This is a genomic window from Pontibacter sp. HSC-14F20, assembly GCF_019599265.1.
Taxonomy (GTDB): Bacteria; Bacteroidota; Bacteroidia; order Cytophagales; family Hymenobacteraceae; genus Pontibacter.
In genome coordinates this window covers 201902-227312 of sequence record NZ_JAHZTC010000005.1, presented here as the reverse complement: position 1 = coordinate 227312, position 25411 = coordinate 201902, and the positions used below count along the sequence as shown (strand labels likewise).

Annotated in this window: 24 protein-coding genes and 1 riboswitch; of the genes, 22 read left to right on the top strand and 2 right to left on the bottom strand. The window is 44.9% G+C overall.

The genetic code is table 11. From position 1 onward, the window contains the following. Positions 1 to 26: 26 nt before the first annotated feature. Complete coding sequence (locus K3G39_RS07145) at positions 27 to 1004, top strand: hypothetical protein (RefSeq protein WP_220625495.1); 978 nt, start codon at positions 27 to 29, stop codon at positions 1002 to 1004. Positions 1005 to 1048: 44 nt separating this feature from the next. Here K3G39_RS07145 and K3G39_RS07140 read toward each other — a convergent pair whose 3' ends face one another. Beyond that, positions 1049 to 1537 carry a YqiA/YcfP family alpha/beta fold hydrolase gene (locus K3G39_RS07140; RefSeq protein WP_220625494.1) on the bottom strand — a complete coding sequence of 163 codons (489 nt, stop codon included), beginning with the start codon at positions 1535 to 1537 and terminating at the stop codon, positions 1049 to 1051. Between the two features lie 9 nt (positions 1538 to 1546). Further along, a complete protein-coding gene (locus tag K3G39_RS07135; protein WP_220625493.1) occupies positions 1547 to 2533 on the bottom strand; it encodes a recombinase family protein in 987 nt (328 codons plus the stop codon). A gap of 254 nt (positions 2534 to 2787) precedes the next feature. Here K3G39_RS07135 and K3G39_RS07130 point away from each other — a divergent pair, with 254 nt between their 5' ends. The 21 genes from K3G39_RS07130 (at position 2788) to K3G39_RS07030 (ending at position 25386) form a co-directional block, all read left to right on the top strand. Then, positions 2788 to 3996 (top strand): hypothetical protein, encoded by a 1209-nt coding sequence (locus K3G39_RS07130; protein WP_220625492.1) that lies wholly within the window; start codon positions 2788 to 2790, stop codon positions 3994 to 3996. Between the two features lie 86 nt (positions 3997 to 4082). Beyond that, positions 4083 to 4733: a hypothetical protein gene (locus tag K3G39_RS07125; RefSeq protein WP_220625491.1), complete on the top strand. Its 651-nt coding sequence runs from the start codon at positions 4083 to 4085 to the stop codon at positions 4731 to 4733. A 27-nt stretch (positions 4734 to 4760) separates the two neighbouring features. Then, positions 4761 to 5273, top strand: coding sequence for a murein L,D-transpeptidase family protein (locus K3G39_RS07120; RefSeq protein WP_220625490.1), 513 nt, complete (start codon positions 4761 to 4763; stop codon positions 5271 to 5273). Between the two features lie 157 nt (positions 5274 to 5430). Beyond that, a riboswitch (SAM-I-IV-variant riboswitch) is annotated at positions 5431 to 5527 on the top strand. Between the two features lie 105 nt (positions 5528 to 5632). Beyond that, positions 5633 to 6517: a hypothetical protein gene (locus K3G39_RS07115; protein ID WP_220625489.1), complete on the top strand. Its 885-nt coding sequence runs from the start codon at positions 5633 to 5635 to the stop codon at positions 6515 to 6517. 306 nt (positions 6518 to 6823) lie between these two features. Then, entirely contained in the window at positions 6824 to 7582 is a 759-nt protein-coding gene (locus K3G39_RS07110; protein WP_220625488.1) for a hypothetical protein, read from the top strand. A gap of 45 nt (positions 7583 to 7627) precedes the next feature. Next, positions 7628 to 8029: a hypothetical protein gene (locus tag K3G39_RS07105; protein ID WP_220625487.1), complete on the top strand. Its 402-nt coding sequence runs from the start codon at positions 7628 to 7630 to the stop codon at positions 8027 to 8029. Positions 8030 to 8131: 102 nt separating this feature from the next. Further along, complete coding sequence (locus tag K3G39_RS07100) at positions 8132 to 8629, top strand: CAP domain-containing protein (RefSeq protein WP_220625486.1); 498 nt, start codon at positions 8132 to 8134, stop codon at positions 8627 to 8629. A gap of 8 nt (positions 8630 to 8637) precedes the next feature. Further along, positions 8638 to 9027: a hypothetical protein gene (locus K3G39_RS07095; RefSeq protein ID WP_220625485.1), complete on the top strand. Its 390-nt coding sequence runs from the start codon at positions 8638 to 8640 to the stop codon at positions 9025 to 9027. Positions 9028 to 9052: 25 nt separating this feature from the next. Beyond that, a complete protein-coding gene (locus K3G39_RS07090; protein ID WP_220625484.1) occupies positions 9053 to 10024 on the top strand; it encodes a hypothetical protein in 972 nt (323 codons plus the stop codon). 6 nt (positions 10025 to 10030) lie between these two features. Continuing rightward, entirely contained in the window at positions 10031 to 10597 is a 567-nt protein-coding gene (locus K3G39_RS07085) for a hypothetical protein (RefSeq protein ID WP_220625483.1), read from the top strand. A 364-nt stretch (positions 10598 to 10961) separates the two neighbouring features. Further along, a complete protein-coding gene (locus K3G39_RS07080) occupies positions 10962 to 12632 on the top strand; it encodes an AAA family ATPase (RefSeq protein ID WP_220625482.1) in 1671 nt (556 codons plus the stop codon). 8 nt (positions 12633 to 12640) lie between these two features. Beyond that, on the top strand, positions 12641 to 13666 hold the full coding sequence (locus tag K3G39_RS07075; protein WP_220625481.1) for a hypothetical protein: 1026 nt from the start codon (positions 12641 to 12643) through the stop codon (positions 13664 to 13666). Between the two features lie 5 nt (positions 13667 to 13671). Further along, positions 13672 to 14118 carry a hypothetical protein gene (locus K3G39_RS07070; RefSeq protein ID WP_220625480.1) on the top strand — a complete coding sequence of 149 codons (447 nt, stop codon included), beginning with the start codon at positions 13672 to 13674 and terminating at the stop codon, positions 14116 to 14118. Positions 14119 to 14148: 30 nt separating this feature from the next. Then, positions 14149 to 15618 carry a class I SAM-dependent DNA methyltransferase gene (locus K3G39_RS07065; RefSeq protein WP_220625479.1) on the top strand — a complete coding sequence of 490 codons (1470 nt, stop codon included), beginning with the start codon at positions 14149 to 14151 and terminating at the stop codon, positions 15616 to 15618. Further along, the gene (locus tag K3G39_RS07060; RefSeq protein WP_220625478.1) at positions 15615 to 16856 is read left to right on the top strand and encodes a restriction endonuclease subunit S; all 1242 of its coding nucleotides are present in this window, start codon (positions 15615 to 15617) and stop codon (positions 16854 to 16856) included. The genes K3G39_RS07065 and K3G39_RS07060 overlap by 4 nt, the downstream gene beginning before the upstream one ends. Before the next feature lie 6 nt (positions 16857 to 16862). Beyond that, positions 16863 to 17435: a hypothetical protein gene (locus tag K3G39_RS07055; protein ID WP_220625477.1), complete on the top strand. Its 573-nt coding sequence runs from the start codon at positions 16863 to 16865 to the stop codon at positions 17433 to 17435. A gap of 9 nt (positions 17436 to 17444) precedes the next feature. Continuing rightward, positions 17445 to 18134 (top strand): hypothetical protein, encoded by a 690-nt coding sequence (locus K3G39_RS07050; RefSeq protein WP_220625476.1) that lies wholly within the window; start codon positions 17445 to 17447, stop codon positions 18132 to 18134. Positions 18135 to 18165: 31 nt separating this feature from the next. Then, complete coding sequence (locus K3G39_RS07045; protein WP_220625475.1) at positions 18166 to 18456, top strand: hypothetical protein; 291 nt, start codon at positions 18166 to 18168, stop codon at positions 18454 to 18456. Between the two features lie 3 nt (positions 18457 to 18459). After that, positions 18460 to 18870 carry a hypothetical protein gene (locus K3G39_RS07040; RefSeq protein ID WP_220625474.1) on the top strand — a complete coding sequence of 137 codons (411 nt, stop codon included), beginning with the start codon at positions 18460 to 18462 and terminating at the stop codon, positions 18868 to 18870. 91 nt (positions 18871 to 18961) lie between these two features. Beyond that, positions 18962 to 22381, top strand: coding sequence for a DEAD/DEAH box helicase family protein (locus K3G39_RS07035; RefSeq protein WP_220625473.1), 3420 nt, complete (start codon positions 18962 to 18964; stop codon positions 22379 to 22381). Between the two features lie 89 nt (positions 22382 to 22470). Next, the gene (locus K3G39_RS07030) at positions 22471 to 25386 is read left to right on the top strand and encodes a hypothetical protein (RefSeq protein WP_220625472.1); all 2916 of its coding nucleotides are present in this window, start codon (positions 22471 to 22473) and stop codon (positions 25384 to 25386) included. Positions 25387 to 25411 lie beyond the last annotated feature (25 nt).

Genomic DNA, 25411 nt, shown 5'->3' with positions numbered 1-25411 from the left:
TAGACTGTATTAGAAAATCAATTTATATGTCAAAAAGAACAAACCCAGGTGATGTTGCTAATCTATTTATACGTTGCCTCTTATCTGATGCAGGTGCACAATTAGGAAGTTTTAACAAAAAAGACTGGGAGAACACCTTAAAATTCTTCGATTATAAATGTGCCTATACAGGAGAACCTTTAACAGATAGCTCTGCTGTAAAGGACCATTTAGTATCACATAACAAAACTAGTGTAGGGCTCAACCTCTATGGGAATATCATTCCTTGTACTGCCAGAGCAAATGCTGCAAAAAGAAACTTAACCCTTGAAGACTTTTTCAACTCTAATCATGAAGTATTGAGCCATTTATCAGAGGATGAAAAAGCTTTAAAAATGGAGACAATCAAAAGCTTTGTTAGAGAGAGTAAATACGAAGAAAAAGTTAGTCGTCTTAAAGATTTAACAACTTATTGTCACGCTCAATATGAGATGATAAAAAAGCTGTGCGAGATTAATAGAGAGTATATCGCAAACTCAATTGGAGAGCCAGTAATGGAGGATGACGATCAATTTGATTTGGTAGAAGAAATAAACCTTGAATCTTTTTCAGTTGGAAGTACAGTAGCTCTTTCTCCACCAAATGAAGTTTTCGGTAAGGTCATTGAAGATACTAAAATACAGGATATTGCTAAAGAAGCATTTTTCTTTTTGATAGAGAAAGCGAATTATTCAGATTATCATCAGGACCTTTTACTGAAAGTTCAGAATTTAGAATATTGTAGAGAAAATCTCTTATTAGATTATCCAGCAATAAAAAAGGTTTCTAATCCGAATAAGGCTATGGAGGAGAGAATTGAAAAGAATTATGCCAGATATTATGCCACACTTTATGAGAATCAGTATCTTCTAACTAGTCAATGGTTTAATCCTGAAACTGTAAATCCTACTAAGAAGAAGCAAAAAGATAAGCTTATTCATTGGGTAAAAAACACCTTGCTAGTTGAGGCAACATTTTTTAATTAGGATATAAGGTGGCACACAATCAGAAAAATGACAAGTGTGTCACTTTAAAACTTTATACCCCAAAACCTCACCACCTGATCCTCAAAAACCACGTCAGGTATACGGTGCCCCAAACCGTCAACCTTTACGACCCGAAGATTAGCTAATCCCAATTCCCTAGACACGTACGCTAGGTTATCTCTATACATAATTACGTTATCCAATTTGCCCAGCACAATACTGGTATGGCTGGTTTTAGAGTTAGGTATGGCTATACCACCCAAATCAGGTGCAGGCGATTTGGTAACAAAAGCCGGATTAAACAGCAGCGTAGGTTTATCATAGAGCAAGGAAAGCAAATACGCCGTATGGCCGCCAAAGCTTGAACCAATGATGACATCGGCGGTACGGGCAAGGTCAGTTAATTTCTTAAAGTAATCTGGTTTGTCATAGGCTATGGCGGGAGCCGCCACGTTGCCGTAGCGCTCCAGTATAGCTTGCTTGGCTGGCGAGAGTGAGCCATTGTAGCCGTGCAGGTATAAGATGCTCTTCATACAGTTAGCTTAAGGTTGTATCTCAACAGGCTGAACAGGTATTTCAGTATCCTCCGCCAGCTTATACAGCTCCCTATAATCGTTGCGGTGCAAGTGGTACAGGTATACGGACTGTGGATAGGGGAATCTGTCTTGGTGGGCTTGCAGGTAGTTCAAGAAACGGGTATAGTTGCCTCCCAACCAAGGCGTGAGGCCCAGCTTTTCGATTCGGTGCAGATTGCAATAATGGAGCATTGCCTCAAAACTGGCGTCCTGCTCTTCGCTGCGATAGTAGCGCGGGCGATAAAGCGGCTGCGCTTTGGGTGCCATCAGCTGTAGCTGTCTTTCTTCGGTTGGGGAACAACGTACCATCAACATATCCAGCATGTCGTAGTCGTCCCAAATGTTTTTGTGCTGCAGCGTCAGGGTTCTATTGCCTACGTTAAAGGACACCGCTTTGCCAGGTTGCTTGGTTACACTCCAAACACAGGCGGCATCTCCATAGCGACTGTAATCCGAAAATACACTCGGGTTGATGTACTCAGGGTGCGTCGCGTCGAGCAAATCGGCTTGCTGCGGCAAGTTAAAGAGCTTTTCGCGCCAGCGGGTGCGGCCATAGTAAGTGGGGCAGGCAATGTGCAGGTAGGTGTCTTTGAGGATAGGCAGAATCGTGCCCATGCTCCAGTTGCCGTTAATAGCATAATAACCGCCGCCCTCGTTCAAGCCCTCATTAATACACACAAAGGCGTCGAACTTCAAGCCAGCCTCCTTAAAAGCTGCCGTAGCCTGGAGCGCCGTCATACCGATAATGATGACTTTGCCGCGCACAGCAAAGGTTGAGCGGAAGTTGTAGTCCACCAGCACAATGTGGTCGTAGGGGAGGACATAGTATTCTTTGCGAACTCTGCGACCAGAGGCAAAGTATACCAGGCTTTTGCCAGTTTTGAGGCGCTCGCGTAGCATGGCTGCCAGCGACTTCTCGTCTAATTTGGATTTTGCATAAGGGGCTCTGGGCATATATAGAAATGAAGTGAAAGACGAACCAGCGTTTCTGGCTCTGCAATGCAAAATTGCTTATAAACAGCCGCCTAATTTGAAGTTTGCAAGCTTGTAATTAGAGTTGGCTGTGATTTTTTTGATGTGTTATATCCAGATAAAAGTGAAGATTCTCTGAGGCTACCTATTTCAATATCCCTAAAATTGAATATATTGTGTATGTATTTGAAGACAAACTTATGAACGTACACGTAATCAGAGACAGCGGCTTCTCAGTGGAGAAGTATGAGCAAGTGATGCAGATACTGCAGGCAACTACTGGGCTTATTTCTTTTATCAGAACCAAGGATAGTCTTGACTGTGGAGCCTTAACTGCTAGCGCTGGAGGACCTCTAGGCGAAAGTATGTCTGTGAATAAAAAAGGAAAACTGACAACTAGGAGAGAGCGTTTTCTGGGGCATTCCTTTGGGTATTTCTATAACCAATGCGAAGCCTATCGGGAACGCTGGGCTATACCATCAAAAGATTTTGTGATATTGCTTACACCTGAAAGCAATAGTTTACAACATTTGGCAGCCTTTCAGGACGACGCCCTAAATGTGTTTATTAAAACCAGCGAGTGGGGCGAGTACCTGGATTGCAGCGCTGTATACCCAATCACATTTACTGTGATGACGCAGGTGTTGCATAAGCTTTACTGCAAAACCATGCACATAAGGCGCAAGTTGCATGACAAAGCCGAAGGCTGTATTGGTGACTATTGCACAAATAAGGAAGAGGTTATTTTCAAGTTTCGCACAGCCGACATCTGCATGAAATGCATAAAAGGAATGATAGCGGCTGGCGTTAGTCAGGAGTACTTGCTGCAGGCGTTCCCACTGTTTGAGCAAATGCGCTACGAAATGCTCTTCAAACAAAAGCATCAGTTTGTTTTGGGGCATCGCAGAATCCATATTTCAAGAAGTTTAGGGCGCTCACAGGGTATTACAGTAAGTTTCCCAGATATAAACAAACACGTCAAACTCAACCCAAAACGCGCGACGCTATACCTGTTCTTCCTGATCCATCCTAAGGGTGTGGTTTTGTCAGATTTATATAAATTTGACTATCCTGAAAAATTAACATACCTGTACTCAAATTTGTACAGCCGTACAGCCAAAAAGAAACAGGCGTACGCAGGCGACGAGGAAATTGATAATGCCTTTGAAAACAAACGGATGCTTAATGTTTCCAATGTAATAAACTCTTTCATATTCAAAGACGAGAAGAAGAAAGGACCATTTACCGAACTGACCAATATCCGAAAGGAATTTAAAAAGCAGTTGGTTAACACCGAAGCCATCGAATACTATATAGAAACATTGCCTAACGCCAAGAGAAGTGCGAAAGGTATAAGAGTAGACCGTGATCTGGTAACGTATGATGATGAAGTGAAAGATTACATACTAGGAAAATATTTCCCAAAGGGGAAATCGAGCACCTAAACCTACACTATAATTACAAGCTTGCAAACAGCAAAAACAGCTTGCGCTATATCCTAATTTTGCAGGTATAAAAACTGCAAAGATCCGTGTCGCAACAAGAGTTGTTTGATAAACTGAGTACGCTACTGGCGCCTGCTGGCTATTACATGAAGCTGGTGGGAAACTGGTGTGATGGGAGTGTGCTGTTTAATGTGCGCAACGCTGATATTTTCGCTCACGCTTTTACCTATGAGAATTTGGTGGAATCTGTGGCGGAGAATCTTGCCTACCTGCAGGAAAGAATAGAAGATGGTGATGAAGAGTTAGAAGAAAGCGACTTCTCTTTTCAGTATACCTTGCAGGCTGCCCTTGAAACGTTCTCGGAAGAGGAGCGAACCACCGTGATCAGCTATATCTTTAACCAGCACCTGTTTGATTTCCTGAAAGAAAAACTGGCGGCCGACAACATCGACGTAACTTTGGAGCCTAGGGCAGATGACGAACGCTACAGCTGTGTGCTGTTTGATGTGAAGCTGCCGCACCTGCAGTTTCGGGTGTTCCCTATTTATGGGCGCTGTTTCGACCCCGAGGGTGTGGAAAGGGAAGTGCATTGGATGGCGCAGGACCGCGAGTACGTGCGGCACGGCAATACGCCTGAGTACGTCAAGGCCCTACAGGCTATTGATAGAGGGCTGCAGGAATATTGTGAGAACATACTGATTGATAAAGCAAAAGAGTTGATAGGTAATACTCTTTAATGCTAATCTTTTACGAAACCCTAACCTATGAAAAAACTCCTGCTCCTGTTCATCATTTTTGTTGGTGCCTACTATGGCTACCTTGTACTATCAGAACGGTCTTTGCCCGAGGGCACCAAGATTGACCGCCTGGTGGTGCATAAGTCGGAGCGAAGGCTAGAGGCGTATAGCAGAGGTGAGTTGGTTAAAAGCTATACCATCTCCTTGGGCAAAACACCTGTTGGAGATAAACAGCACGAGGGCGACAACAAAACACCCGAGGGCCGCTATACCATCAACGGCAAGAACCCCCACAGCGCCTATTACAAAAACCTGGGTGTGTCGTACCCCAACGCTGCCGATAGGAGAGAAGCCAAACGACTGGGCAAACCCGTGGGCGGCGATATCAAAATTCATGGCTTACCGAACAAAATGCCCTTTATCGGCAAATGGCACCGGCTCATGGATTGGACTGCGGGCTGCATGGCAGTGACCAACGACGAAATGGAAGAACTTTACCAGACCGTTCCGGTAGGTACACCTATCGATATAAAGCCCTAAATGTAAGTTTATACTGATTCCGAGGCAATCTCATTTTAAACTGATCACAACTAAGATTAAATAGTTTATATGTAACTATTTGCTTAATATATATAAATTTATTATATTTGCATCATGATTCAATACCATCTGTTTAACGAAGCAGTTATCATCTCATAAAAAGCATTCAGAGTGCCCTTAGGCACGGCAACCGGGTTTTAGCTCCATCGGTGCCCCAGACAATGCGCGGCTTCTGCCGAAAAAAAGCTGAAAGCGTTTATCGCCCGTAGCTTTTCTTTTTTACTTTTTGCCTGCATGTGACCGATTGCGTCTTGTGCTGCAGGCTCAGGTTTTATGTTTCATTTTTTAACTGAACAGCTATGAGCGCCTTAAGCACTTTAGTAAACAACTATGACCTTATTCTTGAGAATAAGCTGGAGATTATGGGGCACGCTCCCTACCGGTTTAGCCGGGTGACTTTCCCTAAGATGAGCGATGGGAGAAGGTACAGGACAGGTAGTAACTCTACCAGCATATACGATGGTCACTTGGGTAGCTACCTGATGATATGGCAAAACTTTCAGAAACATTGGCCGGATAGCGACATCATTTTGCTGCGTGCCGCCGGGAGCCCGCTCAGCGGGGCCGTTTTTAACTTTGCCGGGTACGCACGCACTAAAAAGCGATTGGTGCGCGAAAAGCCTGATGGACTCCGCACTGGTCACATGTTGCACTTCCTAGGCCGCTTTCAGCAAATGTTTCCAAAAACTACGCTGGCTGTACCTATCGAGCAGGTAGTGGAAGAGTTGAAAACGAAAGGGCCTTTTAATCATCGGCCAAGTTACCGTTTGCTTACCCTGCGCGAAGATTTTTACTACTTGCTGGCAACAGTTTCCGGTATACATACGGGGGTGCACAGTCATATCACATACAACCTGCTGCAGGATAGTTTGTACCGCCCTGTGGTGCGTGTAGGAGCTGCGCTGCAAATAGAACTTACCCACGACGAGCGCCGCCGTTCCGCACTAAGTGGCTCCGCTGTTTATGTGGCTGACTTGGTGAAAGAGGGAGTGGCCAAACTTAAGCAGCTGGCATACGATTATGGGTTTGAGGCCTACATGCGTCCACAGATAAGCAACAGTGTCGCTGAGATGGAGTTTGACTTGAAGCTGGCTGATTTCGACAAGGCGCTCGAGATGGAGACGATTCAACTCATTACAGAGTTTATGCACGATGTAGACCGACTCTGTAGACGCTTCTACTAAGCTCAGGAACTCCTAATTACAAGCTTGTAGAAACACCAAATCCTGTTTACGTTGCTGTATCTTTGTATTATCAAATTTAGAAAGCATCGGGGATGTGCCTCGCCTTGCCCGCTGCCTGATTTACCTAATTTTTCCCTGTTACACTGCGCTAAGCTATACCTTAGCGAACGGGCATTTGCTTGCCTCTGTGTAACGCATTTATAATTTCTTTGGGTCTTCTGAATATGTTTCACTGCTCTTCCGGAGCAGTACAGGACCCGCTCTGCCTTGTAAATTTTTGTTCAACCATAATCCCATGCACTGCCTATGCGCGAAAACTGTACGTTTGACTTTAAAAACACATTCCTGAACCTGACACAGTACACGGTGCCCCACGGCTATGAAAGCCGGTTGGAGCCCTATCTGCCTGCAGGTGTGCAAAAAGATGCGTTCGGCAACTACTTCCTGCGAGTAGGCACATCCGAAACGCTGTTCGCTTCCCACTTGGACACGGCCTCGTATACCCGCGAGAAAGTAACCCATGAGATAGCTCATAACATCATACGTACGGACGGCAGCACCATACTGGGCGGCGATAACAAGGCGGGTGTCACGATCCTGCTATACCTGATTAGTCAAGGGGTGCCGGGTACTTATTACTTCTTTGCAGGAGAGGAGCGTGGCTGCCTGGGCAGTCGTTGGGCCCTAGAGCAAGACCCTGAGTTTTTCAGACAATTCAAACGTGCCGTGGCTTTCGACCGCAGAGAGACGGGCTCTATTATAACGCACCAGCGCTGTGGGCGCACCGCCAGCGATTCCTTTGCCGATGCGCTGTCCATTCAGTTTGCTCAAAAAGGTATGACTTACCAGGCCGACCCATACGGGGTGTTTACCGACACGGCCATTTACGAGGATGTTATACCCGAGTGTACCAACCTCTCGGCAGGAGTGTGGCATGAGCACTCCAGAAGAGAGTATGTCGATATTGTTCTGGTGGAGCAGATTGCCAAAGCGGCGGCAGGTATAGACTGGGAAAGTCTGCCTGCTGCCCGTCCTATCATGCCAAATCACAGCTGGGTGGCATAAGCCCATCATTTCTTTATGTTTCATTTAAAACACAAACAAAACGGTATGGAAAACCTTATTTTAAGCGTAACTGCGAAGCAGTCAGAGTTGGTGCAGGAGCTTCTGGAGAAAATTCTGGGAGAGCAGGAATTGGTAGCTAGCAGCGCCACCAGTGCCGAAAGAGACTTGAAAAAAGCGCAGTTTACCAGCGAGTGCATAAAGCTGTTGCTCGGAGCACTGCAACAGGGCAAAACAACTGTAGAAGCGCCTGGCCTGATTATGAAGCCTATTTTAAGTCAGCTCAAAACCAAGCTCGAAAGCCAGATGGCGATTATGATGGACCTGATGCAGGACCAAAGTCTGGTAAGCGAAAACCAACTACAGGTATTCACGCGGGGCATAGAACTGCTGCACATCATGCATGCCATGACGCATGAGGCGCTACAGGTGAAGAGAGAGGCAGTTTAAGCTATTCTACCACGCACTGAGCAGACTTGAGCATTCTGCAGCATAACTGGCTATACCCGTTTGTATATTTTTTATCATTATAGCAACACGCAAAAAACTTATATGCAACCATCTCTTTTTATAGCGCAAGCCCTGCTGGTGTACGCCTTGCTGCTTGCTATACCTTTAAGTAGGACTGTTCCGGTACAAAGCCCTGCCACGGAGGTAGATAAAGCACTTGTGCTACAACTGGTGAACAAGCACCGCGGTGCCGGGCAGCAGTGTGGTGCCGAGTACCTGCCACCAACCGAGCCGCTGGCCTGGAGCGCCAAACTGGAGCGGGCTGCCCAGTTGCATGCCTTGGATATGTATCGCCAAAATTACTTTAGCCACAATTCTAAAGACGGCACTCCTTTTCATGTGCGCATCAGGCGCCAGGCATATAACTATTTCACCTGCGCCGAGAACATTGGTTTGGGCCATCACACCGAGTCCGACGTGATAAGAGGGTGGGTGAACAGCCCGGGGCACTGCGCCAACCTGATGAACGACTGGTATACAGAGGTAGCCGTGGCAAGAGCCGGCAACTACTGGGTCATGTTACTGGCTGCACCAAATTAAAATAAGGTATGCTACTACTATTAGAACGAGAGGTACTACAAGCTGATGAAAATAGCATGTACTGCAAAACCTATGATACTGTGCGCGATCTTTACGGTATACACAGCTTTACCCGTGGCACTTTTCTGGAACCAGAATTCCTTCATATTTTCCCCTATAAGGACGGCCTCTTTGTAGTGGTAGATCAGCTGGAACAATACTACGGCATCGATTTAGAGAGGCACCGATTTGAGCTGAGCCCAAAGGAAGCACAGCACTGGAAGTCCATCATCATCAAAAGTTCGACCTGCAGCTGTGTGCAGAGCCGCAGCACGGCTTCGTGCACCTATTGCAGCGGCGACGGCACCATTACCAATACCTTTGGCATGAAGCTGCTGGATTCATTTTTTAAATCATAATTTCAACGCATAACTAAAGTATACCTTGCTTCAAATCATAGCGAACGGATTTTATTTCGGGTTAGTGCAGGATGGCATGGAGATGCTGCCCTGCCAGTACCACCGCCTGTGGCGCATCACCCACGACCTGATAGGCTTCCGGCAGGGAGAGGTGTTTGGCGTGTATTCTATCAGTCAGTTACAGGTGGTGCATGCCCCTGTGCTGCCGGCGGCTATACCTTATTTTAAACAGGCCGATTTTAGCGGCAAAGGCAAAACTACCCGTCCGCGCATGGTGTCGGATTACGGCACCTTCGAAAAGCATAGCATGTACCTGGAGCGCTGCGACTACCTGCTCTGGCGCAACGACAAGCTATACTTGAAAGCTCCCGAGGGAGTGGTGGTGATTGACCGCCAAAAAGGGCTGCGGGCTATACCTGTGAAAAACCCGAACATCTGCGATAACTTGGTAGGGCAGCGCTGCCTGTACGAAGGAGAATATGGCGACCCCACCCTTGCCAAACGGCATCAGTTCAGGTATAAGTCGGCCTATGACCAGCGTATTGACGAGGCTGAGTTTCTGGAGGCATTTGCGAAAGGAGGCGACACAGATTTTAGCTTATTTACAGGTTCGGCAGATTTTGAGGATTTGGATGAGGAAGACGAGGAACCCGATGAAGTTCCGGTCTACAAGACCTACGACTACGACGCCATACCTGCAGCGATTAAGGCTAAATTGCACCAGCATCTGGACCAACTGACAAACAACAAAACCTACGATTGGCTGGCTAGGGTGCTGATTTATATGGCTTGGTGCCATGCCAATGACTATGTAACCTATACCCGGCTGGGCGAGATGGTGCTGGACCCTGAGTATGCCTTGCCGCCGGAGGATGCCGAGCATATCTTTGATGCCGCGATGCTTTACGAAGCCCATCACATGGACCAGTTGCAGCACTTGCTATACCTGTCGCCTATTACAAACACCTATTACGAAGTGCTGGCCAACGAAAACTAAACCCAAATGAAACTATTCAAACGCACCGTACTGGTCCTTGGACTAATCTTATTGCTGACCGCGCTTTTCGGAGAGCACATTGGCAAAGGTTTAAGCGGGCATGTGGCAGGTATAAACCAGCGCCTGCAAAGCAGGCAACTCACCACCTTCGATAAGCTTCAGTGTTATACCTTGTACCACGCCATCATAGTGGCCGGCATGCTCCCCTACCCGGAAGCGGCGGACATCCTGCAGCACTACGTGTACGGCAAAGGCGAGAACCTGTACCTAGAGCCTGACTACCTGAAAACATCACCTGTGATTGCAAAGCACCTGCGGCAGATGCGGGTAGGGGAGGCGCGCACTGTTGGCCTGAAGCAGCAGGAAGACTGGCGCCTGTCCTATGCCCTAAACGGTTTCACGCTAAAAAAGACACAAGGTAAAGCGGAGTTGTCGCAGTACATCGTTTTCTCTCGCAACCCCCGCATTTACACCGACCTGAATCTGTACCTGTTTACCGTCCGCATACCCGATGGGTTGATCCATGCCCTGGAGCCCACGCCGTTTATTGTGTATGCGGAGTGGGAGCTGTAGCCAAGACCTCATAGCATCCCCGAAAGCGTTCGGGTCAGGCTTCTAAGCCTACGAGCATCTATGCGCCACCCGTCAGTTTCTGATAGGCAATACCTATGCCTGACACACGATACAGTGAGTGAATGCTTTCTTGAGACGCTGAAGCACAGTTTAATATTGGCACAACACTTGAAAATGCAGCTCCTCAGGTAAAACAAATCACATCATTTTGTGCTTCAATGTTTTGCCTATGAAGTCAAAATAAAAGAAAATAACAGCAGGTGTACCTAAAACGATTTCTGTATATTTAGCAAAAGAAATATGCTTGAGCTAATAAGGCAATGCATATGAAAACAAACTAACAACAACTACATCATCAGCCACTATGACTCAGATTACAGGTATAGGATTTTCTAACTTTCGCGTTTTCAGCCAACCTACATTCTTTGACTTAGCACCTATTACGATCTTTACCGGGACGAATAGCTCGGGGAAGAGTAGTGTGTTTAAGGCTATTAAGTTATTAAACAATAATTCTGTTGATCCTGGATATTTGAGATTCACAGGTGAGGGGCACAAGCTTGGGACATTCAACTTAGCCAAATCAAGGAATTCTGATTCAGACACTATCAGATTCTTACTTAAGTTTGGAGATGATTTTTTGATTATAACTGATTATAAGGCTACAATATCAGACTTTGGAGAGAATTCACATTGCCATCGATTTATGATTTCAATGGATACTAAATTGAAAGACAATTATGATCAGGCAATGCTATTAATTGATCTTATACCCTCTTTTGATGAATCTGGCTATAGAGTCTTTTCTAATCTAAAATATCTCAAAAAAAGGTTCTGTGCAGAAAGTTGTCTTATTGACCCTATTAAGCTAATTACATTAATACCAACATTAAAACAACAAGAAGCTTTAGAGATAAGCTTGCAGATTGAGGGTATATTACTGTCGAGATATGCTTATCAAATTGTTGAAGATGTAAATACCATAAATATTACAAGCGAGCCAATTAGGAAAACTCTTTATGAATTATTAGAGGAACTGAAAATAACAGATGATTATTTTGCTGGGAACCCTGTCAACCTATTTGATAATTCGGAACTAGATTATAGTTTGTTACCATATTTGAAGCAGGTAGATATTAGCTCACTTATAAATGACTCTACTTTCAGAAAATTCAAATCAGGGGCAAATAAATTAATTGATAGAATAAGTCGCTCTATTTATGGAACTACTCGTAATGTCCATTACTTGGAGTCAATCAGAGCAAACTCTCAACGTTTATATACTAACCAGTCACAGGGTACTGCATTTAATGAGCTTCTTTTAAACCTAGATAAAATATGGAGTAAAGAAGAGAATCGAAATTTATATGGTAACCTTGAATTTGCTGATAAATGGTTACGAAAGTTTGGTATAGGAGATAAAGTTATCATTAACCGTGTAAAAGGTATAGCCACTGAAGTTGTAATAGAAAAAGACGGACATAAGGTAGATTTGATAGATTTGGGCTACGGTGTTACCCAGTTTTTACCTATCCTGTTATTTATAAGCTCTGGTTTAGAATTAAAAGAAGAGCATGTATTTATTGGTGCAAGTTCGCTTTTTGATGATATGAGTGATGAAGATAAGGATACCATACCTAAGAGTATAGACCTGCCACGGCTAGGAGGCCCCCTTCTACTAATTGAAGAACCTGAATCAAACCTGCATCCAAAACTTCAATCCCTCCTAGCAGACTTCTTCATCGACGTGGCCCAAACGTTTGAGGTAACTCTCCTTATCGAAACACACAGCGAATACCTGATCCGCAGGCTGCAGGTGCTTACTGCATCTGGGGAAGTAAAACCAGAGCACTCAGTTATTTACTACCTTGACGGCAACATGCCGAGCGACTCCGACAAATTTGTTCGCAAAATCAATATCAATGCTGATGGCAGCTTAACTAATGATTTTGGACCGGGCTTTATTGACGAGGCGACCAATTGGAAGCTTGAGTTGATGAGGTTAAGGAATGCACATCTCTATAATGTAAATTAAGGACATCTATGGAGATTGTAATCGACAAAGGTTTTTTGGATGGGTTCTTCAGGTATAATTTTACCGAGGAAAAGAAGGCGGTATATGACAGCTTTATCCATTTCATCAAGAACATTAAGCGAGGCGTAAAAGTAATCTGCGACTTTGATGATTATGATGAGTTGGAAACTTATGTGACTGCCAATCCGCTGCTGCATGCCATTGAAGAAAGAGAGCCGCATTATGAGTTGAAGTCAGACCTTTCACAGCTTGTGAAGCAGGCTGGTTTTTATAATCATGGCAATGCCTTTAAAATGTTCTTCTTAAAAACGCCTTGTGAAGAATGTAATGTGTTGGAGGGTCAGGTAGGGTACAGCTTTATGAATGCAGAGGACTTAAACCAAAAGTGGAAAAGGTTTCTAACAGCCAAGGAGCTCACCAGATATCATATATCAACAAATCCTGAAATTGACCCAAACGAACGCTTTGATGCTTGGGGCAAAATACAGGACTATCCCCATCCAGTAAATTCCATTGTGATAGCAGATAAGTATGTTTTGTGTGATAAGTCTGGGCAGAGAATTGAACATAATCTAAAGCCGCTTTTGTTGGAGTTGATCCCAAATAGGAAAATGCTGGTGCCAGTTGATGTTACAATTATCGCTTCTCAAAAAGAAAGTAATCGTGAGTTCAGCCAGATTAAGTCTGAATTGGATAGTTTTTTTAAAATGAAGTTGCCGCTGGTTCAAGTAAACTTGACTATCATTGATTTTGATGATAAGGTAAAGGCGCATGTTGAAAGTGAGGTCGACTCTGATTTCCACGACCGACGCATCGTAACTAATTACTACTGGTATGAAGTGGGTAAAGGTTTTAATCTTTTTAAGCGTGCCAATCAACTCCGACCATCTAATTCAAAGTTATATATGGGATTTAACTTGTATGGCTCTAACCAAGTAGATGTGAAGCTCTTATTAGAAGAGTATAGTGCCTGCGCAGCTGTGGCAGAAAATGTGCATGGCGAAAATAAAAACAGATTATTAAATTTAAACTAATCGACATGTCAGATATTCTTCAATACATTGCTAGTGCAGATTCTCAGGCACTACTCGAAATGAATAAAGCAGTTACGAATCATCTGCTGTTTAATCATCAATTAATAGCGGGTTTCAAGGTTCGAAATAAGATTGGCGGTCCAATTATGCTTGTTCATGGCTTCATACATAATCACACAAATCTTGACCATAGAATAGATAGTAGAGTGGCTGTTGGGAGTTATGCTAAAATGCAATTAAATAAAGATGGCTTAACTTATAAACAAATTTATAATCGCACTAATACAAGCGACGACGTTCCTCCTTTTATTTTTTATAAAGACCTATTTTCAACAGAACCAGATAGTGCAGGAAGTAACCTACTAATAGTATGTAAATATTGGTCTGACAAAGAAAATGACTTTGTGTTGATTGTTGAAAAGTTGCACGAATTAAAAATTGTAAAAGAGTAGCTTTTTCGCATACATTTTTTACCCCACCCCATGATCACAGGAGAATTAAAAAATAGAGTAGACCGCATCTGGGAGGCCTTCTGGACGGGCGGTATTTCCAACCCGCTTACCGTGATTGAGCAAATTACCTACCTGCTCTTTATCCGCAGGCTCGACGAGTTGCACACGGCTAAAGAGAAAAAGGCCAGTTTGCTCAAGCAGCCTCTAAAAGACCCGATTTTTAGCGAAGAGCAGCAGCACTTGCGCTGGACCCGCTTCAAAGACATGGACGCCGAGGAGATGCACCGCATCATGAGCATGGAGGTGTTTCCGTTCATCAAAAGCTTCGGGGCCAACGACAGCGTGTTTACGCAGCAGATGAAGGACGCCACCTACATGATACCGACGGCTAACCTGCTGGAGCGGGTGGTGAGCATGCTCTCGGCCATCGACATGAGCGACCGCGACACCAAAGGCGACCTGTACGAGTACCTGCTCTCGAAAGTGGCCACGGCGGGCACCAACGGACAGTTTCGGACGCCACGCCACATCATCGGCATGATGGTGGAGATGATGGCGCCCTCCCCACACGATACCATCTGCGACCCATCGGCGGGAAGCTGCGGCTTTCTGGTGGGGGCGGGGGAGTACCTGCGCCAAAAATACCCAAACATACTGACCACCCCTGACTTGTGGCAGCACTTCCAGCACAGTATGTTCAACGGACTGGAGTTTGACGCGACCATGGTGCGCATCGGGGCCATGAACCTGATGCTGCATGGCATCGAGAACCCGCAGCTGCACTACCGCGATGCGCTCTCCGAGGCCAATACCATCAGCGAGGCCTATACCCTGATTCTGGCCAATCCGCCGTTTAAGGGCTCGCTCGACCACGATTCTGTGGAGAAAAGCCTGCTCAAAACAGTGAGCACCAAAAAGACAGAGCTGCTCTTCCTGGCGCTGATGCTTCGCATGCTAAAAGCGGGCGGTCGTGCGGCTGTGATTGTGCCCGATGGCGTGCTGTTCGGCTCGAGCAAGGCGCACCAGGCCCTGCGCAAAGAGATTATTGAGCAGCAGAAGCTGGAGGCGGTTATCTCGATGCCGTCAGGGGTGTTTAAACCTTATGCGGGGGTGAGCACGGCGGTGCTGGTGTTTACCAAAACCAACTCGGGCGGTACCGACCAGGTATGGTTTTACGACATGCAGGCCGATGGCTACTCGCTCGACGATAAGCGCACGCCGCTCGATGCCAGCAAGCACGAAAACAACAACATACCCGACCTGTTGGCCCGCTGGCAGCAGCGCGACCAAGAGCGCAACCGCGCCCGCACCGAGCAGAGCTTTATGGTGCCGCTCGCCGACATACAAGCCAACGCCTACGACCTGAGCATTAACCGCTACAAAGAGGCCGTGTACGCAGAGGTTAGGTATGATTCTCCGAGAACCATTCTGGCCGCTATCCGCCAACTGGACGAAGAAAGACAACGTGAACTGAAAGAGCTGGAGGAGTTATTAGGATGAGGTGGGAAGTATTAGAACTTGGTAAACTCGCTGATACAAGTAGTGGAGGGACTCCGTCTAGGAGTAATAATAAATTTTGGTGTGGAAACATACCATGGGTAAAGTCAGGACAACTACAAGATTGCTACATAAATGACTGTGAGGAATATATAACCGAGTTGGGCTTGGCGAACTCTAGTGCTAAGACCTTTCCTGCAGGAACGTTGCTATTAGCACTATATGGTGCAACTGCAGGAAAATTAGGAATATTAAATTTTCCTGCCACAACTAATCAGGCAATCTGCGGAATTTTTCCTAAGAATGGAGTTCTTCATACTAAATACCTTTACTACTTCTTATTATCAACGCGTAACCAAATAATTAAAGATAGTATAGGCGGTGCTCAACCTAATATCAGCCAAGCCTATGTTCGTAATATAAAAATACCACTTCCTCCGCTGGAAGAACAGAAGCGAATTGCCCAAGTGCTAGATAAAGCCGACCGCCTGCGCCAGAAAGACCGCCAGCTACTCGCCCACTATGACCATCTTCTGCAGTCCGTTTTTCTAGATATGTTCGGCGACCCAGTGAGAAATGAGAAGGGGTGGGAGAGAGGAACAATTAGGGAAATCATTACTGAAGCGAAGTATGGCACGAGTAAGCCAGCCGAACTCGAAGGAGAGTACCCATACCTAAGGATGAATAACCTGACCTATTCTGGATCAATGGATTTTACTAATTTAAAGTACATTAATCTTGAAGCCCAAGAGCGGGATAAGTATTTGGTAAAAAAAGGCGACCTACTTTTTAACAGAACAAATAGTAAAGAGCTAGTTGGCAAAACTGCTGTTTACCGTTCAGATACTGAAATGGCCATAGCTGGTTATCTTATTCGGGTACGTACCAACAATAGAGCAAATACAGATTATATTTCTGGTTACCTAAACTCTATTCACGGAAAAGATACTTTAAAAGGCATGTGCAAGAGTATCGTGGGGATGGCCAACATAAATGCACAGGAACTTCAGGATATCAAAATCCTAATACCACCCAAAGCGCTTCAGGATAAGTACGCAGGTATAGTTGAGAAGGTGGAGGAGATGAAACTTACAGTTACTAGAAGTATAGATAAATCCGAAACCCTCTTCCAATCCCTACTTCAAAAAGCTTTCAAAGGCGAGTTGGCGTTGCAGGAGGTAGAGGCCGTGGAGGAGCAGGTGAGTGCAAAGCCGAAGTTTGTTATATCATCTATATTATAAGCCCATATGACTCCGTCTGTTCCTGATAAATGGTATTCCCTTAACCAATTAGGCAAGGTATTAAAAGCTGGTGACACAAAGGAATCAGTCATTTCTGATGAAGCATTTTACTATATACTTCAGAGGTATAGCTATAGTAATGAAACCCGTATTTACCTTAGATATATAGTACATAATACTGTATTTGAACCTGCCAGTTTGAAGTACAATGGAATAGCTACAGAAACCTCTTTAGCATCTGAAACAGGTGATAAGCGTTTCCCTAATTCCAGGAGGATTGATTTTAAGCTAATTGATAAAAGTGGACACACGGTCAGAAAATCGTTTACAGCTGGGATTGAAGCTTTCTGCGAATGTATAACATACATGAACACATTAGGCAACTATGGATCTGGCGAAGCGATGGAGCTCGCTCAGAAACTAAATCACTCTCAAGAGGAAGCTGAGCGTGCTGCAAAAATCATTTCTGAACTTGAAGCAAAGAACAGAGAATTACAATCAAAACTTGACTGCATTTACGAAAGCAAAAATGATTTAAGGAAGTTAACGGAGCTTTTGTTTAATAACAGTTTATCATAATTTATATCTATGCCTACTAAAGAAGATAAACCTTACCCAGACACATGGCATGTAATCACTTATGATAATGAACATAGGTCAGGCAAATCGAAACGTATGTTAAAGGACAGTAATGCTAAATACTATATTCGTGAAAGCTACTCCTATCATAACATCTCGGCAAGTGCTGGCAATAGGTATGATTTTAATGAATTTAAAGTCTATGATGAGAGTTTAAAGCCTGTGAAAATCGAAGAAGGTGGGGTGATTTTAATAGACTTCACTACTGAATTTTGGGATAGAAGTGGGTTTGGAACAAAGCAGGTAGGCTTCACAATACAGGATAAGGTTGGAGTACAAAAAAAAGAGTGGGTTAAACTTAGTGGTATTTATAGCTTTAAACACTGCATAGAAGTGATGCAGCATCTTAGTAATTATTACTCTTGGGATGAATATGACTTAGCTCAGAAAGTAGAGAAACAGAGCAGTGAGATTTTAAATCTTAAAATTGAGAACAGGAGGTTAAAAAGATATAAGGAACAAGTAGAAGAGGTAAAAGATAACATTAAGAAACTGCACCGAGTATTATTTGCCTTAGATATTGAAGCAGGTATAAAGCACCTTTTAGATGCAGAAATTATCACTGACAAAGATATAGCAATCGCTTTTAACACTACCCAAAAGAGAATTCGTGAAATCAGGAAATCCTTAAATAGCTAAGATTTCATAGCCATAAAATCACATAACTGACATGATAGAAATATTACTTGGAGACACCTATTACAACCAGAACTTCTTCAATGTAAGCATTGAGTTTACAGATCTTTTCGCAGGTCATAGAGATCCAATAACAATACAGCTTGGAGATAATCCAAATGATACAATTCAAGGGCATATAAACAGAACAGCTAACCAAAATGGTGCTCCCAGAATTATGGGAGGTGTCCAAATGAATGATTGGATTCAGGCAAATTTCAATCAATCTGAAATTATGACCGTTCAAGTGCTGAATCCACAAAGCATCGTGCTGATGCCGAATTAATACATGGACTCCAAACTGACCTACGAAACCGAGAAAGCCATCATGAACTGCGCGACCCGCTTCGATGGCTACGCTTATTACGAAACCATCAAAAAGTCAGGTATAGAAGCACCCGCATACCTTGATGAGGCCCAGAAATATTTCTTCAGCAGCGGCAAGCTCTTTGGCAGCCCTGTCAAAAATATGCTGGTTAATTTCTTCCTGCACCGTCAGTTTCACCACTGGGGATGGTTGCCAAGTGCCTATTCCGAGCACTGGTATTACATGGTATACCTATACCTGCATACCTACCGTCTGCCCACCCCCGATAAGTACCGCCACAGCAGTATGACCAAAGACTGGGAGCAGCGCCCCAAAGGCTCCGCCGAAGCCGCCGCTGCCGAGGTTCGGAAGATGCTGATGCGACGGCTTTAACTAGGTTCGTGCTATACTTGTGGTAAAGCAGAATTTTATGGTAGAGGTATAAAAATATTGTGCTATTTTTATACCTGTCACTCCACAGCCTATGAAGTCGAACTTTACTTTTTTGGAGGCCAACTGGCCCGACCTGTACCAAGTTGCCGCCGAAGCCGAAAGTCACATTCACAGTGCCCCGCGCTACGCTGCCCTTGGCTGTCGCATCGCGCTGGAGAACGCCGTGCGCTGGCTCTTCGACAACGACAGCTCGCTGCGCCTGCCGTATCAGGACAACCTGAGCTCGCTGCTGCACGAGCCCACCTTTAAGCAACAGCTGCCCTATACCTTGTTCGGCGGCATCAAGCTGGTCTGGAAGCTGGGCAACGCCGCTGCACACCAGAAACGGGCCATCACCCCTGGCGAGGCATTCGATTCGCTGCGCAACCTCTACGGCTTTCTGGTATACCTGGCCACGGCGTATAGCGCCGAGCGTCCCGCTATACCTGCTTTCGACGAAACGCTGCTGCAGCGCACCCACGCCAAACCCGACGCTACGCTGGCCGAAGCCAAAAAGCTGGAAGCGCAGTACTTGGCCCAGCAAGCCGAACTACAGCGCAAAGACCAGGAGTTGCAGCAAAACCAGCAGCTGGTCGCCGAGCTGAAAGAGCGTCTACGCCAGACCGAGGAGATTAAACAACATAACCTCCAGCAGCCCATTGAGGTGAAGCTGCCGATAACCGAAGCCGAAACCCGCCGCCGCTACATCGACCTGCTGCTGCGCGAAGCTGGCTGGAACACCACCGCCGCCAATGTATGCGAGTATGAGGTAACAGGCATGCCCCTCAGCACCAACGCCAGCGGCAAAGGCAAAGCCGACTACGTGCTCTGGGGCGACAACGGCAAACCCCTGGCCGTTGTAGAAGCCAAAAAAGCGCTGGCCAGTGTAGCGAATGGCCGTCGGCAGGCCGAGCTGTACGCCAACTGCTTGGAGCAAATGACAGGCCAGCGCCCGGTTATCTTTTATAGCAACGGGTTCGAGACTTATCTCTGGGACGATGTGCCCACGCCCGGTTATACCCCACGGCAGGTGCAGGGATTTTATACCAAAGACGAACTGCAGCGCCTCGTCAACCGCCGAGGCATGCGTCAGCCGCTACAGGAAGCCGAGATAAACAAGGATATTGCAGGCCGCTATTATCAAGAGGCCGCTATCCGGCGGGTAGGGGAGCAGCTTACCAAAAAAGAGCGAGGTGCCCTGTTGGTAATGGCCACCGGCTCCGGCAAAACACGAACGGCCGCAGCTCTCGTGGAAGTGCTCAGCAAAGCCAACTGGGTTACGCGCGCCCTCTTCCTTGCCGACCGCAACGCGCTGGTGCGTCAGGCCAAAAACGCTTTCGGGGAGCATGTGCCCTACCTGTCTTCGGTTAACCTTACCAAAGAAAAGGAGAAGGACGCAAGCCGTATGGTGTTTTCCACCTACCCCACCATGATGAACCTGATCGACGGTGCCCGCACCAAAGAAGAGCGCTTCTATAGCCCGGGCCATTTCGATCTAATCATTGTAGACGAAGCACACCGCTCCGTTTACCAGAAGTACCAAGCCATTTTCGAGTATTTTGATGCTATGGTTGTTGGCCTGACCGCCACACCACTGGCCGAGATAGACCGCAACACCTACGAACTGTTTGGCTTGGAGAGTCATCAGCCGACCTACGCCTACGAGCTGCAGGATGCTGTGAAGGATAAATACCTCGTGCCGCCTAAGGCAATGTCTGTGGAGCTTAAGTTTCCTCGGCAGGGCGTGAAGTACAGCGAACTGAGCGAGGCAGAAAAAGAAGAATACGAACTTACCTTCCGAGACGAGGAAACCGGCAATCTGCCCGACGAGATAGAAGCGCAGGCCCTGAACAAATGGCTCTTTAACCAAGACACAGTAGACAAGGTGCTGCTATACCTGATGGAGAACGGCCTGAAAGTGCAGGGCGGCGACAGGCTGGGCAAGAGCATCATCTTCGCCCGAAGTCACGAGCACGCTCTGTTCATTGAGAAGCGCTTCCACAAGCTGTTCCCGCAGCTGGGCGGCGGCTTCCTCCGCATCATCGACAACTACGACCCTAAGGCCCAGAGCCTGATAGACGACTTCTCTGAAACAAACAAGGAGCCACAGCTGGCCGTGTCCGTAGACATGCTTGACACAGGTATAGACGTGCCTGATATTGTGAATCTGGTTTTCTTCAAGCCCGTTCGCTCCAGCGCTAAGTTCTGGCAAATGGTGGGTCGTGGCACCCGTCTGCGCCCCGATCTGTTTGGTCCGGGGCAGGACAAGGAGTTTTTCTACATCTTTGATTTTTGCGAGAACTTCGAGTTTTTCGAGGCCTTTCCGGAGGGTATAAAGCCCACAGTGCAACGCAGCCTGAGCGAACAGATTTTTGCAGCACGTCTGCAACTGGCCGAGCAACTGCGCCACGAAAGCCACCAAAACGAGCCGGAGCAGCAGCTGCGCCACTCCCTGCTCGATACCCTACACCATACCGTGGGCACCCTCGACCGCGACAGCTTTATGGTGAAGCGCCACCTCCGCTATGTGGAGTACTTCAGCCAGCGCAGCCTGTGGGACAGCCTCAGCAAAGCCGACCGGCAGGACATTGCCCGTTACCTCGCCCCACTGGTTCCTGTAGAAGGCAATGACGAATTGGCGCGCCGCTTCGACCTATTGCTGCTCAACCTGATGTTGGCGGTGCTGGAGAAAGATACTCGCTTGCCCGGTTACATCAACCGCGTTCGCGAAACAGCAGGCCTGCTGCTCCGCAAAGAGGCTATACCTGCCGTCAAAGCGCAGATGAATTTTATCAGAGCGGTGCAGTCAGGCGAGCTCTGGCAAGGTGTAGACCTGCCTGCGCTAGAGCAAGTGCGCCAAAATCTCCGCGATCTGGTAAAGTTCATTGACCGTGACAAGCAGGCCATTGCTTATACCAATTTTGAAGACGACTTTAGCGGCGATGTGGCCGAACGCGATATTCTGGAAATTGGCGGGAGCAAACTCGACTCGTACCGCGAGCGGGTAGCACGCTACATCCGCGACAATGCCCACCATGTGACCATCAGCAGGCTGCGCACCAACCAGCCCATAACACAGGAAGAACTTAACGAACTGGAGCGCCTCGTGTTCGACGGGCAGGAGCGCGGCACTAAAGAAGACCTGCTACAGGAACTGGCCCAGCGTAACGAAGAACCCAAACCACTTGGAGCCTTTATCCGCAGTATCTTAGGTCTGGAAGTAAATGCCGCCAAAGAAGCCTTCGCCGAGTTCCTGAACGGCCGTCACCTCAACCCCGACCAGATCGAGTTCATTAACCGCCTGATCGGCTATCTCACCGTCAACGGCACCATCGACAAAGGCAAGCTCTTCGACAGCCCGTTTACCGAAATTAATGCCAACGGTATAGACGGGGTGTTTAGGGAGGAAACTCAGGTAGTGCAGCTGTTTGGGATTATTGATGAGATTAATGGGAATGCGGGAGTGGCGTAGGGGATACAAGTTACAACTATAGAGTATTAATGGTTGGCAAAACCAATCAACAGGATTAATATTAATTAAACTTTACTAATTGAATCTATATGGCACTTGAGATTAGGCATAACAGGGCCGATCATACGCATGAAAATGAACAATTTAGAAGAATTGCTATATCACTAAAGCTATTATTTAAGCAAAGAAACTGGAGCGGTTTATTGATTGGAAATCCATTTAATGAGAATTATAGTCGTTTCAGAGCTGATGCTATATTACTTTATGATCATGGTCTAGTTATCATTGATTTAAAGGATTATAAAGGAACTATTAAACTCCCACCTAATGAGCAGGAGTTTAAGATTGCGAAGTGGTACTCTGAGAGTGACGTAGACAAGCAGCGTATAGAAATTAAAGCTGGGGCAAGATTTATAAATCCATTCAGACAGTTGAGTTCTTACAGAGATTCTATGTTTGAAATCATTAAGAATAGCATCGTTCTTAATAGTAATATTAAGGCTAACCGTGTGTGTGCTCTTAATATTTTTACAGGACCAATAACTCTATTATATCAAGTACCACGAAATATTCCATACTACAAATTAGTTCAGGAAAAAGACTTAAGCACATTTTTGTATGATTTTTCAAGTGAGAATACATATGATGCTGACTCAGCTGATGCTTTAAAATCAATTTTTGATGCTAGTCTCTGGGATGAGAAAATAGAAGTTCCACTACATTTCGTTCAGAAGCAACCTGTAATTGAAATAGATAGCGATGTTGAATCTGAGATCACTAATTTTCTGCAGGAGAAAACTAGTGGTATCCTTGTCTTAGAATCCATGCATGCCCAGGATCGTGATAATTGGATGAGATATGTTTTGTCTGAGGCTGTAGAATATGCAGTTCCACAAACAGAAGTATGGACTCATTCTTTAAGAGTCAGTAAAAAACTTACTGATAGAACAGGTGTTTCTGTGAATGGTCTTTTTGGAAGAATTTACGGAGGAACAGATACACTTGTCTCTAATAATGAGAATGAAGAAAATAGTAGTGATCTCCAAGAGATAGTAAACATCAGACCTGATAATCTTATAGATGAATCTGCTGTAATAATCTTACATGAAGCTCATTTAATTAGCCGCAGTCTTTACCAATCAGAGTTATTAAAATTTGGATCGGGAAGACTGTTAGAAGACTTAATGAAATTCTTATCTCTTGACAATACTAAAAGAAAATTAATATGTATTGGCGATCCTTATTCTCTTTCATATGGGAAGCCCGAAGAAAGTGCCGTAAACATGGAAACTTTAGGAAGTTTATTTAATGGTAAAATTAGACATCATAAACAGCAACTCAAAATTATAGGAAATGGTGGTAAGTTCAATTTAAGAACTAATTTGGCTCGTAATATTGAACGAAATATTTTTAATACCTTAGATTATAATTGGATTGAGGAGGACATGATTCATGTCAATAAAGATAAAGCTACCGATCTTTTATACAATTGGTTTAAAGAGCCTTTATTTAGTGAACCTAGAAACTGCTGTTTAGTTTACACAAATAAAGATGCAAAAAAGATTAATCTTTGGGTAAAGAATAAGTGCCTAAATAACGGCTCAAGCTTAGCTCCCAATGATTTACTTATGGTTCATAATACAGTACACATTCCTGATCATACTGGCTTCGGCCAACCTACAAATTTGACCAATGGGATGTACTTATTAGTAAAGGCTAAGCATGAGACAAAAGATGAGCCGGTTATTATTAGACAAAGCAAAACTCCTATTAATTTAAGTTTCACAAGGTTAACAGTATCGTGCTTAAGCGTTACAAATAAGCCTGAGACTGATCTATGGATCTTAAATAATTATTTCTTAAATGAAGATCAACTCTCTAAGAATGAGGAAATAGCTTTACAAGTTTTCATTAGTAAGATGATTGATGAAAACATTAGAAAGCATCCTTTTATTAATTCAGAAGAACATATAAAGCTATTGCAATCCCCTGCCTACCTAGCACTCAGTAAAGAGGAACAGTTAGCGATTGAATATCTTGTCAATGAAAAGGGAGCCACGACAACAGCAGCAGCTAGATCATTACTCAGCAAATATAGAAAGCTCTACAGAAGTACAGTTTTACAAATGGTTGCACAACAAAACCCATTTGTGAATGCTGTGAAGGTGAGTTATGCTTGGGCCATCACCGTGAATAAAGCACTAGGAGCTACCTTTAGTAATGTTTTAATAAATGCGTATCAGGGAGAGAATAGAGGCATTAGTAATTCATCTTACAATAGGTGGCTATATTCTGCCTTAACTACTTCACGTCAAATAGCATTCATTGCTAACCCACAAACAGTTCACCCTTTAATAGATTGTGATTTTGAAGAAACTTCCAACACTGAAGAAATTAGCAGGAGAGAAGCTTTACTGTTTCCTGGTTATGAAGTTGTTGAAAAATATAATGACTTGATTAGTGATACATTGAACGAACATGTTAGAGGTGCTATTAGTGAGTTCTCATTATTCATGGAGTCTAAGGGTGCTTTCTTGAGATCAGTTCGACCTAGTGGGGCATACATGACTAAGGCGGAATACTCTTTAACTGGTAAGCCAGAATCCCTTATTATGATTTTTAGTAATAATGGTACTGGATCCGTCACATCAATAAGGGTCGAAAGATCAGGAGGATTGTCAGAAAACACCATAAACGAGTCTATTGAGACCTTATTTTCAACTGCAGGAAGAGCAAGTAAATCAACAGTCTTGGAGTTACCAATGGATTTTAGACAAGAAGTATATCAAAATTGGGCTTTAACTCTTAAGCAAAAGGGGTTTGATATGCAGCTTAAAGGAAGCCATAAATATCACGACATAATCGAAGCTTCAAATGGAGATCAAAATTTTAAATTCCGAGTTTACTACAACGATCGAGGTTTCTTTACTAAGATTACAATTTTAGAAAAGTCTACTATTGATCTAAGTCAATCTGTAAAAGGATGGCTTTTAAATCTGAATTAAAACAGCTTAAATAATAAATTTTAGT

Coding starts and splice junctions, on each gene's coding strand:
- K3G39_RS07145 (WP_220625495.1), top strand. CDS start 27: ATGTCAAAAAGAACAAACCCAGGTGATGTTGCTAATCTATTTATACGT.
- K3G39_RS07140 (WP_220625494.1), bottom strand. CDS start 1,537: ATGAAGAGCATCTTATACCTGCACGGCTACAATGGCTCACTCTCGCCA.
- K3G39_RS07135 (WP_220625493.1), bottom strand. CDS start 2,533: ATGCCCAGAGCCCCTTATGCAAAATCCAAATTAGACGAGAAGTCGCTG.
- K3G39_RS07120 (WP_220625490.1), top strand. CDS start 4,761: ATGAAAAAACTCCTGCTCCTGTTCATCATTTTTGTTGGTGCCTACTAT.
- K3G39_RS07115 (WP_220625489.1), top strand. CDS start 5,633: ATGAGCGCCTTAAGCACTTTAGTAAACAACTATGACCTTATTCTTGAG.
- K3G39_RS07110 (WP_220625488.1), top strand. CDS start 6,824: ATGCGCGAAAACTGTACGTTTGACTTTAAAAACACATTCCTGAACCTG.
- K3G39_RS07105 (WP_220625487.1), top strand. CDS start 7,628: ATGGAAAACCTTATTTTAAGCGTAACTGCGAAGCAGTCAGAGTTGGTG.
- K3G39_RS07100 (WP_220625486.1), top strand. CDS start 8,132: ATGCAACCATCTCTTTTTATAGCGCAAGCCCTGCTGGTGTACGCCTTG.
- K3G39_RS07095 (WP_220625485.1), top strand. CDS start 8,638: ATGCTACTACTATTAGAACGAGAGGTACTACAAGCTGATGAAAATAGC.
- K3G39_RS07085 (WP_220625483.1), top strand. CDS start 10,031: ATGAAACTATTCAAACGCACCGTACTGGTCCTTGGACTAATCTTATTG.
- K3G39_RS07080 (WP_220625482.1), top strand. CDS start 10,962: ATGACTCAGATTACAGGTATAGGATTTTCTAACTTTCGCGTTTTCAGC.
- K3G39_RS07075 (WP_220625481.1), top strand. CDS start 12,641: ATGGAGATTGTAATCGACAAAGGTTTTTTGGATGGGTTCTTCAGGTAT.
- K3G39_RS07070 (WP_220625480.1), top strand. CDS start 13,672: ATGTCAGATATTCTTCAATACATTGCTAGTGCAGATTCTCAGGCACTA.
- K3G39_RS07065 (WP_220625479.1), top strand. CDS start 14,149: ATGATCACAGGAGAATTAAAAAATAGAGTAGACCGCATCTGGGAGGCC.
- K3G39_RS07060 (WP_220625478.1), top strand. CDS start 15,615: ATGAGGTGGGAAGTATTAGAACTTGGTAAACTCGCTGATACAAGTAGT.
- K3G39_RS07055 (WP_220625477.1), top strand. CDS start 16,863: ATGACTCCGTCTGTTCCTGATAAATGGTATTCCCTTAACCAATTAGGC.
- K3G39_RS07050 (WP_220625476.1), top strand. CDS start 17,445: ATGCCTACTAAAGAAGATAAACCTTACCCAGACACATGGCATGTAATC.
- K3G39_RS07045 (WP_220625475.1), top strand. CDS start 18,166: ATGATAGAAATATTACTTGGAGACACCTATTACAACCAGAACTTCTTC.
- K3G39_RS07040 (WP_220625474.1), top strand. CDS start 18,460: ATGGACTCCAAACTGACCTACGAAACCGAGAAAGCCATCATGAACTGC.
- K3G39_RS07035 (WP_220625473.1), top strand. CDS start 18,962: ATGAAGTCGAACTTTACTTTTTTGGAGGCCAACTGGCCCGACCTGTAC.
- K3G39_RS07030 (WP_220625472.1), top strand. CDS start 22,471: ATGGCACTTGAGATTAGGCATAACAGGGCCGATCATACGCATGAAAAT.